The sequence below is a fragment of the Klebsiella sp. H-Nf2 genome, from assembly GCF_002806645.1.
GTDB lineage: Bacteria > Pseudomonadota > Gammaproteobacteria > Enterobacterales > Enterobacteriaceae > Klebsiella > Klebsiella variicola.
In genome coordinates, this window is record NZ_PIBL01000001.1 from 1,137,327 (window position 1) to 1,150,616 (window position 13,290).

The following is a 13,290-nucleotide window of genomic DNA, read 5'->3' on the forward strand; positions in this document are numbered from 1 at the left end:
GCCTGTCGCCTGACGCAGACGCAGTGACATTCCGCCGGGAGATGCCGCCCTTGACCTTCTGCGCCGGGCGGCGCAGCATAAAACGGCAAACATAACAAAATAACAACAGACTACAGGAGAGAATCAGTGCCAACAGGACACCGCTTTCTGGCGACGGATCTGCATCAGTTTGTCGTCTCACTGTTTACCCATCTCGGCAGTACCTCAGGAGAAGCCACCCTCGTCGCGGACCACCTGATCGCCGCCAATCTTGCCGGGCATGACTCCCACGGCGTCGGGATGATCCCAAGCTACGTGAAATCCCACGCTGGTGGTTTTCTGCAGCTCAACCGCCACGCCACGGTGACCAAAGACGCCGGCGCCGTGGTCACCCTCGACGGCAACGCCGGCTTCGGCCAGGTGGTCGCCCACGAAGCGATGCAGTTAGGCATTGAAAAGGCGAAGCAGCACGGTATGGCGGCAATCGCCCTGCGCAATGCGCATCACGTCGGTCGCATCGGCTACTGGGCCGAGCAGTGCGCCGCCGCCGGGCTGATCTCCATTCACTTCGTCAGCGTGATCGGCGACCCGATGGTCGCCCCGTTCCGCGGGAAGGACAGCCGCTTCGGCACTAACCCGCTGTGCGTGGTGTTTCCCCGCGAGGGCCATCCGCCGCTGCTGCTGGACTACGCCACCAGCGCCATCGCCTTTGGTAAAACCCGCGTCGCCTGGCATAAAGGCGAAGCCGTGGCCCCTGGCTGCCTGATCGACGCCAAAGGGCTCCCCACCACCGACCCGGCGGTGATGCAGACCTCGCCGCTGGGCGCCCTGCTCACCTTCGCCCAGCACAAAGGCTATGCCCTGGCGACGCTGTGCGAAGTGCTCGGCGGCGCGCTCTCCGGGGGGCAAACCACCCATCAGGAAAGCCTGCAGACCAGCGTCGACGCCATCTTTAACTGCATGACCACGGTGATCCTGCGCCCGGACGCGTTTGATGCCCCGGACAGCCAGGCGCAGACGGAGGCCTTTATCGCATGGTGTAAGCAGTCACCGCACGATCCCGATGCCCCGGTGCTGGCGCCCGGCGAATGGGAGGCCGCCAACCGCGAAGCCCGGCTGGCGCAGGGGATCCCGCTGGATGCAGGCAGCTGGCAGGCTATCTGCGCCGCCGCGCGCGACGTCGGCCTGAGCGAATCGCACTTCGACCGCTGCCGCCCTCTCGCCTAGCCACGTTTACCCCCGCAGAGCGTCTGACGTCGGCGCTCTGCGTCATCGTCATTAGTGACGAGGTCACGCTCCCGTCAGTAATCACCTTTCACTTTCCATTATAAATCAAGAAATTAAATTCTGGCACAAGACCTGCATAGCGCAGCAGGCCTGCGTCTGCATCACGACCAGGCGTTACCGCGATCGTTGCCCGTCGGGCCCGGCGCGACAGCGATCCTCTGTTCACTGTTAACAGGTCTGTTACTGATGAAAAAAATCACGAGCGTGTGCCCCTACTGCGGGGCGGGTTGCAAACTTAAACTGGTTGTCGACAACAATAAAATCATTCGCGCGGAAGCCGCCGACGGCGTCACCAACCAGAACCAGCTGTGTCTGAAAGGCTACTACGGCTGGGATTTTCTTAACGACACGCAGCTCCTGACGCCCCGTCTCAAACAACCGATGATCCGCTACCAGAAAGGCGGCGCCTTCACGCCGGTCAGCTGGCAGGAGGCGATTCGCTATACCGCCAGTAAGCTCAGGGAGATCAAAGAGAAGCATGGCCCGCGCGCCATCATGACCACCGGATCCTCGCGCGGCACCGGCAACGAAACCAACTATGTGATGCAAAAGTTCGCCCGTGCGGTGCTGAACACCAATAACGTCGACTGCTGCGCCCGCGTCTGCCACGGCCCCTCCGTCGCCGGACTGCAGCAGGCGCTGGGCAATGGGGCGATGAGCAACTCGATCAGCGATATCGAAAACTCGAAATGCCTGTTGGTCTTTGGCTACAACTGCGCCGATTCCCATCCGATCGTCGCCCGCCGGGTGATCAAAGCCCGGGAAAATGGCGCCAAAATCATCGTCTGCGATCCGCGGCGCATTGAAACCGCGCGCATTGCCGACCGTCATCTGCAGCTCAACAACGGCAGCAACATGGCGCTGGTGAATGCCTTCGGCTATGTACTGCTGGAGGAGGAGCTGTACAACAAAGCCTATGTCGAACGCTATACCGAAGGGCTGGATGCTTACCGCGAAGCGGTGAAGGATTATGCCCCGGAAGCGGTGGAAGGGATTGTCGGGGTCAGCGCGCAGGCGATCCGTGAGGCGATGCGCATCTTCGCCGCGGCCCCTTCCGCCACTATTATGTGGGGCATGGGCGTCACCCAGTTTGGCCAGGCGGTGGACGTGGTGCACGGTCTGGCAAGCCTGGCGCTGCTCACCGGCAATCTGGGGCGGGCGAACGTCGGCGTGGGGCCGGTCCGCGGGCAAAACAACGTGCAGGGCGCCTGCGATATGGGCGTGCTGCCGAACCTGTTCCCTGGTTATCAGGAGGTCACCAACCCCGCCGTGCGGGAGAAATTCGCCGCCGCCTGGGGAGTCGACCCGGCGCTGATGGATGACCAGGTCGGCACCCGCATCACCGAGGTGCCGCATAAAGCGCTGACCGGCGAGATCAAAGCCTACTACATCATGGGCGAAGATCCGCTGCAGACCGAAGCCGACCTCGGCCTGGTGCGCAAAGGCATCGAGGCGCTGGACTTTGTGGTGGTGCAGGACATCTTCATGACCAAAACGGCGGAAATTGCCGATGTCCTGCTGCCGGCCACCTCCTGGGGCGAGCACGGCGGCGTATTCACCTGCGCCGACCGCGGGTTCCAGCGGTTTGAACAGGCGATCCCTCCGGCGGGGAATGTGAAGCGCGACTGGGAGATCATTAGCCTGCTGGCCAGCGAAATGGGTTATCCGATGCACTATGAGAGCAACCAGCAGATCTGGGACGAGATGCGCGAACTCTGCCCGCTGTTCTACGGCGTGACCTGGGAGAAAATGGGCGATATGGGCCATGTCCAGTGGCCGTGCCCGACCCTCGCCCACCCCGGCACGCCGTGGCTGTATAAAGACAACCGCTTCGATACCCCATCGGGTAAAGGGCAACTGTTCGCCACCGCCTGGCGCGCGCCGGCGGAGCGCCCGGATGACGAGTGGCCGCTGGTGCTCTGCACCGTGCGGGAGGTGGGGCATTACTCCTGCCGCTCAATGACCGGCAACTGTGCCGCGCTGCAGTCGCTGGCCGACGAGCCGGGACGGGTGCAGATGAATCCGGTGGATGCGCAACGACTGGGGATCGCTGACAAACAGCTGGTGTGGGTCAGCTCCCGGCGCGGGAAGGTGATCACCCGCGCCGACCTCAGCGATCGCATCAATCCGGGGGCGGTCTATATGACCTATCAGTGGTGGGTGGGCGCCTGCAATGAGCTGACCCAGGATAACCTCGATCCGATCTCCAAAACGCCGGAAACCAAATACTGTGCGGTAAAAGTGGAAGCGATTGCCGACCAGCAGTGGGCGGAGCGCTACGCCTGGACGGCCTACAGCGATATGAAGGCGCGACTGAAAGCCGCCGCCAACGTCTGACCTCAGGGAGCGCGCGCGCTCCCTCTGCCGCTGCCGGTGGGTTACGCCGCCGGCAGCTGTTTCTCCACCAGCGCCACCCACATGGCCACCCCGGGACTAATCAGCGCATCGTTAAAGTCATAGCTGGCGTTATGTAGCGGCTTCGACGGGGTTTCGCCGTCGGTGCCTATCCAGAAATAGGCTCCCGGACAGGCCTCCAGCATGCAGGCAAAATCTTCGGAGGCCATCGACGGCGCCTGGTTCCAGCGCACCGCTTCCGCGCCGAGGGTGGCGACGGCCACCTCGCGCACCTGCTGCGCCTGCAGCGCATGGTTTTTGGTCACTGGATAGCCCGGGAACCAGCTAATCTCACCCTGCACATCGGACACCTGCGGCTGGGTCGCCACATAGCTTTCGATAAGCTCGCGCACGCGGGCGCGAACGCGATTGCTCAGACAGCGGAAGGTACCGCGCAGCACCACGGTGTCCGGCAGGACGTTGATCGCCTCGCCGCCGTTTATCTGGGTGATACTGACCACCGCGGAATCCTGCGGCGACAGGCGGCGGGAAGGAATGGTCTGCAGCGCCATAATCAGCTGCGCCGCAGCGACGATCGGATCGGCCCCGCTCTCCGGCATCGCCGCATGACAGCTCTTTCCGCGCAGGGTGATCTCGAAGGCGTCCAGCGAGGCCATCATCGCACCATCGCTGAGCGCCACTTCGCCAAGGGGGATCCCCGGCCAGTTATGCAGCGCGTAGATGGCGTCCATCGGGAAGCGCTCGAACAACCCCTCTTCCACCATTTTGCGCGCGCCGCCGAGGTTCTCTTCCGCCGGCTGGAAGACAAAGTGGACGGTGCCGCTGAACTGGCGGGTCTGCGCCAGATGGGCGGCGGCCGCCAGCAGCATCGCGGTGTGACCATCGTGGCCGCAGGCGTGCATCACCCCGGGACGGCGTGAGCGATAGCTGACGCTCCCCAGCTCGGTGATCGGCAGGGCGTCCATATCGGCGCGCAGGCCGATGACCGGCCCGGGGCCGTTTTCCAGCGTCGCCACGACGCCGGTGCCGGCCAGCCCGCGGTGTACCTGCAGCCCAAACGAGGCCAGCAGCTCCGCAACGCGGCGCGAGGTTTCCTGCTCCTGATATCCGAGCTCAGGCGCGGCGTGAAATTCACGTCGCCAGCCTGTGGCTTCGGCGATCAGTGACGGCGATACGGCCATGTATTACTCCTTTCCTGCATAGCGTAATGCTGAATAATCGGTCATGCGTCGCGTTTTTTCCCCGTCGCTCACCGGCGTCGGGTCGCTGCCGCTCCCTCCGTTATATCCTGTCGTTAACACGCTGACAACGTCACGAAATGCGGCGGCGGCGCGGCGTACAGCCCTGTCGCCGCCCTGCGGTCCTTTTTTGGTAGTGATTTCAACGGTGACAACGGCCAGGCGATTAATTATTATGCAGCTCAGGACGGCAATTTGCCGAAGGATCCACTACTGACCTCTCCGTCATCGGAAATAAAATGTTTAACCCAGACCAGAATCGTCTTGCCCCCACGCTGGCGATGATCATGGCCGCGTCGCTCGTGGGATTTATCACCGGCTATACGGTGCCGTTAATCAGTCTTGAGCTGGCGCAGCAGCAGATCGCGCCGCTGTACGTCGGCCTGCTGGCCGCCCTGCCGCCCGCCGGCATGATGATCTCCTCTTTCCTCTCTCCTGCGCTGTGCCGGCGCGTTGAAATGGGCGTGCTGCTGAGCGGCAGTCTGATCCTGCTGGCGCTGGCGACCATCGCCTCATGCATGACCACCGATATGACGCTGCTTCTGCTGCCTCGCCTGCTGACCGGCCTGGCCTCCGGAGTCATTATCGTGCTGGGCGAAAGCTGGATCACCGGCGGCGCGGCGGGCAGCCAGCGCGCCACCCTCACCGGCATCTACGCCTCGGCCTTTACCGGCTGCCAGCTGGCCGGGCCGCTGCTGATCTCCGTCGGCCCCGCCTGGCAAGCCTCGGCGCTGATGGCGATCGTCGCGGTCACCGCCGTCTGCCTGCTGATGCTGCGCCATCTGCCCACCGGCACCCGCGAAAGCCTTGGGGAGCGCGCCAGCTGGCGCAGCCTCGGCGCCTTCCTGCCGGTACTCGCCTCCGGGGTGTTCTGCTTCGCCTTCTTCGACGCCAGCATCCTCGCCCTGCTGCCGCTGTACGGCATGGACAAAGGACTCAATGAAGGGATGGCGGTGCTGCTGGTCACCGTGGTGCTCACCGGGGATGCGATGTTCCAGACCCCGCTCGGCTGGCTGGCCGACCGGGTCGGCATTCGCCGCGTGCATCTGACCTGCGCGGTAGTCTTCAGCCTGTCGCTGCTGGCCCTGCCGCTGATGCTCGGCTCGCGCATTCAGCTGATGGCCATTTGCCTGTTGCTGGGCGCCGCGGCGGGCGCGCTTTATACCCTGTCGCTGGTGCGGGCGGGGAAAACCTTCAATGGGCAGAAGCTGATTATGATTAACGCCCTGTTCGGCTTTTTCTGGTCCGCCGGCAGCGTCGCCGGGCCGGTGGTCAGCGGCATGCTGATCGGCATCACCGGTTACGATGGCCTGATCGTCACCCTGGTGGCCAGCGGCGTGCTGTTCCTGTTGATTCAGTGTCTGTGCAAAAACGAGAAAACCCTGCTTGCCAGTGAGCAGGAAGACGAAATGGACGAGGCAACGGAGTCCGCACGGTAGTTTTGCGTGGGGCTGGCCTGGCGCCAGCCCGCTCGCCAGCAACCAGGTTTAAGGCGCTTGCGGGCTGCTGGCAGGAGAGGAAATTTGACAATCTCACTTCCTACCAGTAGGTTGTCCCGGCTGAATAGAACCCGCTGTAGATAGCGCACTTTTTCACCGCAATGATTGCTGGAGCGTGAAATGATCGAACGTTCGCCGAAAGCGCGAGAAATTATGGCCAATACGAGACAGCTGCTCACCGTCGGAGGGTATAAAAGTTTTAGCTATGCCGATCTTGCTGAGCGCGTGGGAATTCGTAAAGCCAGTATCCATCATCATTTTCCCAGCAAAGAAGATTTAGTTCATGCTGTTGTACAGGAGTACCGTGCAGAAGCCCGGGCGGGCATGGAGGCCATGGATCAGCAAATACACGATCCGCTGATCAAAGTGAAAGGGTATGCCGATTTCTGGTCAGCATGTATCAAGGATGGTACTTCGTCATTTTGCATCTGTGTCATGCTTGCTGTTGAGCTTCCGACATTACCTGCCGATATTGCCGCTGAGGTCACTGGCCATTTCAGCGATCTTTCTGACTGGCTGGCATCGTTACTTAGGGCGGGTGAAACCCAGGGCGTTTTCAAACTCAATGAAACGGCGGAAGTAGAAGCCAGAGCCCTGATGGCTGGTATACATGGTGCCATGCTGGCAGCACGGGCATTCAATAATCCGCTGGTGTTTGATCAGATTGCCTGGCCTCTGATAAACAAAATCATAAAAGTCGCCTGACGGTTGCCCGGTGACTTACCGGGCAATACTTGTTGCAAAACGGCCCCTTACCTCTCACACCTCGATAACGCTCTTATGACCTCACCTGGATTGCATCAAAACATGTTGATCTTTTACCTACCTACTAGTAGGTTTACTAACAGAAAGAAGCTCACGCCGATGCTTCGCTTGTCCAACATGCCAGCTTGAGAGGGTTAAAATGACCGACAGTATTCTTCAGGGGAATCAGCAGAACTGGCTCAGACAGTATTATTTTTCCCGCACCATCTTCTCGATTTTATGGGCTGTTTCCACATTTATCGCTGCCCGGCATTCTTATTTTTGGGCGTCATTTTTGTTAATTCTTTATCCCGCCTGGGATGCGATAGCGAATTACATTGATGCTATTAGAAACGGCGGATTCGGCCGTAACCGGATGCAGACCGTCAATATTATCGTAAGCGCCGTCACAACGCTGGCGGTGATATTGGCTATTAACAGCAGCATGAATGATGTGATTCGGATATTCGGTTGCTGGGCAATATTATCAGGCCTACTACAGTTGGGCACAGCGGTTCAGCGCTGGAAAAACTATCGTGCGCAATGGAGCATGATATTAAGTGGCGCCCAGTCTACGTTAGCAGGTGCTTTTTTTCTCTTTCAGTCCCGAACAACAGAACCACCGTCTATAGACAACATTGTAGGTTATGCGGCGTTTGGCGCCTTCTATTTTTGTATTTCAACCGTGTCGCTAACCGTTCGACAAAAAAGAGAAGCACAACAACCAGGCTGAATGCACTTCTCGTTTAGCAAAAATCGTGGACAGAATGAGTTAACACTATGAATATCAAAGTTCAGGTAAACAAACAGACGTTAGTGCGTCTGGCGCTGGTCGGCATTATTCCACTGTTCCTTATTTTATTATTCCTGTGGGCTGGTGGATGGCTTACGCCTGAAAGGCTGACGTCGGATAAGCTTGTCACGGTATTACAACAGTCGGGTGGCGTTCATCAAGGCTATCGGCGGAATCATGCTAAAGGCATGTGCGTGCTGGGGAGTTTTATCTCAAACGGGAATGCCAGCACGCTATCGCGCGCCTTAGTATTCAGCAAAGGCGAAACCGCGGTAACAGGACGATTGGCTATTGCGGGAGGTAACCCGGCAGCTCCGGATTATACCGTGCCTGTCAGGAGTATGGCGCTGTCCTTTACACAGGCCAATGGTGAACAGTGGCGAACCGGGATGAACGCCATGCCATTTTTCCCCGTCAGTTCCGTCGAAAGTTTCTATGAGCTTCAAACCGCGACGCTGCCGGACGCCAAAACCGGCAAGCCGAATCCGGAAAAAGTAAATGCTTTTGTCATGAGCCATCCGGAAATCAAGCCTTTTTTTGCCTGGGCAAAGCAATACATCCCCTCTTCAAGCTGGGCCAGCGATCGCTTTAACAGCCTGAATGCTTTTCGCCTGATCGATCAGACGGGCAATGAACATCTGGTACGCTGGAGTATGGTGCCACACACCAGGTTTGTCCCCATAAGCGATATCGATAAACAGAACAAAGATTTTCTGCAACAGGATCTTCAGCAACGTCTGGAACAGGGCACGCTGGAGTGGGATTTAGTTTTCACGCTGGCTCAGGCGGAGGACAAAGGTAACGATTCCACCAAAGCCTGGCCCGCAGACCGGAAAACGATTAATGCCGGAACGTTAGTCTTAAACAAGGCTATCCCTCAACAGCAAGGACCCTGTAATGACATTAACTACGATCCCTTGATCTTGCCTGGTGGCATTGCCGCGTCTGATGACCCGATACTTAACGCACGCTCATCGGCTTATGCCAAATCCTACAATCTGCGTACTCATGAACAGGCACAACAAGCAGGAGAGCATTTATGAAACAGGTTGCGTACTTTCATCCGGCTCTGCGCGTCCTTCACTGGCTGATGGCCGCTGCGATCCTCAGTATGTTATTTATCGGAGTGGCGATGGTCTCGACCGTATCCTCCTTGCACAGCCTGTTGGTGTCGATCCACAAGCCTCTGGGGGTGATGATATTGCTCCTGGTTATCGTTCGCTTGTGGGTGCGATTCACCACGCCTACTCCCTCTTTGCCCGCCACCATCCCTGCCTGGCAGCGTGGCATTGCCCACCTTTCGCACTGGGTACTTTATCTGATGATGTTGGCCCAACCACTAATAGGTTGGGCCATGCTTTCAGCTGCAGGATATCCCGTCACTCTTGGCTACGGGATCGTCCTGCCCCCCATCCTGGGAGTCAATAATGACTGGTATGCGGAACTACGGCCTCTTCACACCTGGGTGGCTCTGGCATTATTCGCGACAGTGATGCTTCACCTGGCGGCTGCGTTGCTGCATGCTTTCGTGCTACGTGACGGCGTGTTCAACAGCATGACTGGCATCCGTAAACCGTAAGCTCATGTTGCGGCCGTCCCGGGATCCGCAAGCAACACATCGGCAATATCCAGCATGACACGCAGGCGGTCCATATGCCGGAGGTCAGAGTGATAACCCACCCATATATTTTTGGATGGCGGTGGCTCTGGCATGCTGATGGATTGCAAACCGGTGATGGCATCGCCAAGCGGCCGCGGCAGCACGGCAATCCCCATCCCCCGCTGGCACATCTGCGCCTGTACGGCCCGGCTGGTACTGGTAAACACACGCCGTGACTGAGGGAACCTGTCGAGCAGCCAGGCGACGTCAGAGAAATGGGATTGTGCCGTATTCATCAGAATAAGCCCCACTGCAGCCGGGTCGTCTTGCGCGATCCCGGCCATATCCGGCGTTCCATACAGCGCATAGGGAATGGTCATCAGGCGGCGCTGGACAATATCCGGTTCGGTAAAGGGCACGATGCGAAACGCGATGTCGGCATCACGGCGCGACAGATTAAGCAAGCGGTAACTCGCGATTATCTCCGGTACAATCGCTGGATGGCGGTGCGTCAACTCGCTCAGAACCGGCGCCAGAACATAGTTAGCAAACCACTCAGCGCAAGATATCCGCAGTATCCCTTCGAGACGTTCGTGATTCCCTGCCAGGCGTCGCTCCATCGCCAGTGCGGAGTTTTCGACCGCCTCTGCCAGCTTCAACACTCTGTCACCAGCATCCGTCAGCACCAGCCCTTCCTTTGTCCGGCGAAACAGTGCCTGCTGCGCCTCAGCCTCAAGCGCCTTTATCCGCCGACCCACCGTCGGATGGCTTACGCCAAGGCTACGGGCCGCCTCCCCGAAAGACCCCTTACGCATGACAGCAAGAAACACCCGGACGTCGCCCCATTCCATGCCATTGCCTCGCCGTTCAAAAATGAACATCGAATATACAAAATCGTCAGTTCTAAAACAACTTTGTCGATATCACTATAGCCTCCTCAACCATACCGCTCAGGGCGGCAATTCCAGGAGGCTTAGATATGAACAAATTAAAAGACAAAGTGGCTATTGTGACCGGTGGATCCAGTGGGATCGGAGCAGGTATTGCCCGTCAGCTGGCGGCTGACGGCGCGAGGGTCATCGTCAACTACGCGTCAAACAGAAGCAGTGCAGATAAGGTTGTTGCTGATATTGAAGCTGCCGGTGGACGGGCCGTGGCGGTAGCGGCAGATGTCACCAATCCATCAGAGGTCGAGGCGCTGGTTAACTCAGCCATTGGCAACTTCGGGCGCCTCGATATTGTAGTGAACAACGCCGGTATCTATCAGTTCGCCAGGATTGAAGATAGTACGGAAGTACTCTATCGCAGGCAGTTTGACATCAATGTTCTCGGCCCGCTGCTGTTGGTTGGCGCCGCCACCCCGCATCTGGGTAAGGGCAGCAGCATAATCAACATCAGTTCGTTCGTCACTCGCGTCGCTATCCCCGAGAGCGCCATCTACAGCGGCACCAAAGGCGCAATTGACGCCATCACCAGCGTACTCTCACGAGAACTCGGCCCACGCGGAATCCGCGTCAATGCGGTCAACCCAGGACTTATCGAAACGGAAGGTAGCCATATTTCGGGCGCGATGAACTCGGATTTTCAGATATGGAATGAAAAGCAGACGCCGCTTGGACGCATCGGCCAGGTGCAGGATGTTGCTCCAATTGTCTCATTTCTTGCATCAGACGACGCGGGGTGGGTCACCGGCGAGGTGATTCTGGCCTCTGGCGGCATGCGCTGACCCCATCCTCACGACAGCCGTTTCTTACCGAGGACGGCGGCCATTCACTATGGAGTGTACAATGTCGACACCTACCATCATGCAAGCCGAGCCGCGTCGCTGGGCAATGTTTGTCATCCTGCTGGTCGGCACGTTTTTGCCGCCGCTCGATTTTTTTATAGTCAATGTTGCGCTGCCTGCCATTCAGGGTGAGCTGGGTGCCTCATCCTCCGCTGAACAACTGGTCATTTCATCCTATGCTGCCGTGTACGCGGTCACATTAATTACCGGCGGCCGCCTGGGTGATATATATGGTCGTGGAAAGATGTTCTTTCTTGGGCTGGTCGGTTTTGCTGCCGCATCGCTGCTGTGCGGTTTAGCCTGGTCACCATGGGTACTGATTACCGGACGGGTGTTACAGGGAGCCACGGCCGCGATTATGGCACCCCAGGCGCTGGCTTCCGTACAGGCTATTTTCCCGGAGGCGGAAAAACCGCTAGCACTGAGCATCTATGGCGCAGTATTTGGCCTGGCGTCGGTTATCGGGCAGGTGTTGGGCGGCATTCTCATTTCAGTGAACCTGTTTCACCTGGGATGGCGAGCTATTTTTCTCGTTAACCTGCCGGTGGCGCTGCTGGTCATTCTCTGTGGTCTGCCGCTGGTAAAAGAGACACGGGCGCAATCTGCTCAGAAACTCGACCCTGTCGGTATGCTGCTGGCAACCGTCATGCTGAGCACGCTGATTGTGCCACTGATTGAAGGCCGTGAGGCGGGATGGCCCTGGTGGACATGGCTGTCATTTTTGGCCTTCCCGTTACTGGTCTCATTGTTATGGCGTTATGAACGTCGCCTTAGCCAGCATGGCGGTTCTCCGCTGCTTGATCCGACGGTGTTACGTGCCCCAGGCCTGGGCCAGGGACTGGCGATCGTTTTGCTGTTTTATTCCATCGGCGCCTTTTTTCTGTTGTTTTCTGTCTATCTCCAGGACGCGCTACATTTAAACGCCCTGAACGCGGGCCTGATTTTTCTGCCTTTTGGCGTCGGCTTTCTTATCGGTCCGTTGCTGACCCCTTTCCTGAGACGTTTTGCCGGAAATTATCTGAGTACAATAGGGATGGGATGCGAGACTTCCGGGCTAGCAGGCCTTGCAGGGTTGATTGCCACCACGATGACGGGCACGCCTCCGCCCATGCTGCCTCTCGCGCTACTGCTCTTTGTCACCGGACTTGGCCAGGGACTGGCGATGCCTACGCTGGTGCGGATGGTGACAGGCCGCGTTGCGCCAGAGTTTTCAGGGATGATAGCCGGCGTGACCAGTTCGACGCTCCAGATCAGCACGGCGCTAAGCGTCGCCATCGTCGGCGGCATTTTTTACAGCATGTTGGAAAACGGGCGAAGTGGCGCACACATCACGCATGCCTTTATCGTCGCCCTGCTAACGATGGCGGTATGTCTCGCCACGGGCGCCGGGCTAAGTATCCGGCTTATCAGGCGCTCCACTGGTTTATTTTCAACTGAGGCCCGTCTTCCTGGCAGCAAAAGCAACAGGCATGTGGCTGATTGAATACGCGATGCTCAAACAGCCCCCTGACCGCAGAGATAGTTTAAGCTTGTGTAACAGTATTTTTGGACATCACCGCTGCTTCGAGCACGCTGTCATTTTTAAATCATCCATTTGAGAAAAATCATGAAAAAGTCGATAGTTCCTGAAGAGTTTCAACATTATTTTAATGACTGGCACTTCTCCCCCATCATCGAGTCAGATGGCACAGTGTACCTTTCAGGTGTTACCGCCGCGCGTAAAGACAAACCGATTAGTCAACATCCTGAAGAACAATTCCATGATGCTTTTTATAAGCTGGGGGTTTATTTAGAAGCTGCCGGATTAACTTATGAAAACATACTTGAAATGACGACTTTTCATATTGATCTAAAAAAACATATAGACCTTTTTTCTAAAGTGAAAGATAGGTATATAAAAGCTCCATACCCGGCATGGACCGCCATCGGTGTATCAGAGTTCATTCCCGAAAATGCCCTTGTGGAAATGCGGATTGTGGCAAAAATGGAGGTTGTGTAATCCGATAATG

General features: G+C 57.8%; 12 protein-coding genes. 10 read left to right on the forward strand and 2 right to left on the reverse strand.

The window, feature by feature from the left end; translation table 11 throughout:
- Positions 1 to 126: 126 nt before the first annotated feature.
- Positions 127 to 1,206: a malate/lactate/ureidoglycolate dehydrogenase gene (locus CWM58_RS05675; protein ID WP_100680487.1), complete on the forward strand. Its 1,080-nt coding sequence runs from the start codon at positions 127 to 129 to the stop codon at positions 1,204 to 1,206.
- Positions 1,207 to 1,452: 246 nt separating this feature from the next.
- A complete protein-coding gene (gene fdhF / locus CWM58_RS05680) occupies positions 1,453 to 3,603 on the forward strand; it encodes a formate dehydrogenase subunit alpha (RefSeq protein WP_100680488.1) in 2,151 nt (716 codons plus the stop codon).
- Positions 3,604 to 3,644: 41 nt separating this feature from the next.
- Here the strand turns inward: fdhF and CWM58_RS05685 are convergent, their stop codons facing one another.
- Positions 3,645 to 4,802, reverse strand: coding sequence for a M20 aminoacylase family protein (locus CWM58_RS05685; RefSeq protein ID WP_074385594.1), 1,158 nt, complete (start codon positions 4,800 to 4,802; stop codon positions 3,645 to 3,647).
- Positions 4,803 to 5,098: 296 nt separating this feature from the next.
- On the opposite strand from CWM58_RS05685, the gene CWM58_RS05690 reads away from it, so the two are divergent.
- The 5 genes from CWM58_RS05690 to CWM58_RS05710 all read left to right on the forward strand — a co-directional run bounded on the left by CWM58_RS05690 (position 5,099) and on the right by CWM58_RS05710 (position 9,474).
- A complete protein-coding gene (locus tag CWM58_RS05690) occupies positions 5,099 to 6,298 on the forward strand; it encodes an MFS transporter (protein WP_061154286.1) in 1,200 nt (399 codons plus the stop codon).
- Between the two features lie 180 nt (positions 6,299 to 6,478).
- Positions 6,479 to 7,063, forward strand: a complete 585-nt coding sequence (locus CWM58_RS05695) for a TetR/AcrR family transcriptional regulator (RefSeq protein ID WP_061154285.1) — start codon at positions 6,479 to 6,481, stop codon at positions 7,061 to 7,063.
- Positions 7,064 to 7,262: 199 nt separating this feature from the next.
- Positions 7,263 to 7,835 carry a DUF308 domain-containing protein gene (locus CWM58_RS05700; protein ID WP_100680489.1) on the forward strand — a complete coding sequence of 191 codons (573 nt, stop codon included), beginning with the start codon at positions 7,263 to 7,265 and terminating at the stop codon, positions 7,833 to 7,835.
- 47 nt (positions 7,836 to 7,882) lie between these two features.
- On the forward strand, positions 7,883 to 8,938 hold the full coding sequence (locus tag CWM58_RS05705) for a catalase family peroxidase (protein WP_100680490.1): 1,056 nt from the start codon (positions 7,883 to 7,885) through the stop codon (positions 8,936 to 8,938).
- Positions 8,935 to 9,474 (forward strand): cytochrome b, encoded by a 540-nt coding sequence (locus CWM58_RS05710; RefSeq protein WP_008804511.1) that lies wholly within the window; start codon positions 8,935 to 8,937, stop codon positions 9,472 to 9,474. The genes CWM58_RS05705 and CWM58_RS05710 overlap by 4 nt, the downstream gene beginning before the upstream one ends.
- Positions 9,475 to 9,476: 2 nt before the next feature.
- Here the strand turns inward: CWM58_RS05710 and CWM58_RS05715 are convergent, their stop codons facing one another.
- The gene (locus CWM58_RS05715) at positions 9,477 to 10,346 is read right to left on the reverse strand and encodes a LysR family transcriptional regulator (RefSeq protein WP_100680491.1); all 870 of its coding nucleotides are present in this window, start codon (positions 10,344 to 10,346) and stop codon (positions 9,477 to 9,479) included.
- A gap of 128 nt (positions 10,347 to 10,474) precedes the next feature.
- On the opposite strand from CWM58_RS05715, the gene CWM58_RS05720 reads away from it, so the two are divergent.
- The 3 genes from CWM58_RS05720 to CWM58_RS05730 all read left to right on the forward strand — a co-directional run bounded on the left by CWM58_RS05720 (position 10,475) and on the right by CWM58_RS05730 (position 13,280).
- The gene (locus CWM58_RS05720; protein WP_008804509.1) at positions 10,475 to 11,221 is read left to right on the forward strand and encodes a glucose 1-dehydrogenase; all 747 of its coding nucleotides are present in this window, start codon (positions 10,475 to 10,477) and stop codon (positions 11,219 to 11,221) included.
- A 61-nt stretch (positions 11,222 to 11,282) separates the two neighbouring features.
- Positions 11,283 to 12,764, forward strand: coding sequence for an MFS transporter (locus CWM58_RS05725; protein ID WP_100680492.1), 1,482 nt, complete (start codon positions 11,283 to 11,285; stop codon positions 12,762 to 12,764).
- A 123-nt stretch (positions 12,765 to 12,887) separates the two neighbouring features.
- Positions 12,888 to 13,280 (forward strand): RidA family protein, encoded by a 393-nt coding sequence (locus CWM58_RS05730; RefSeq protein ID WP_012541429.1) that lies wholly within the window; start codon positions 12,888 to 12,890, stop codon positions 13,278 to 13,280.
- Positions 13,281 to 13,290 lie beyond the last annotated feature (10 nt).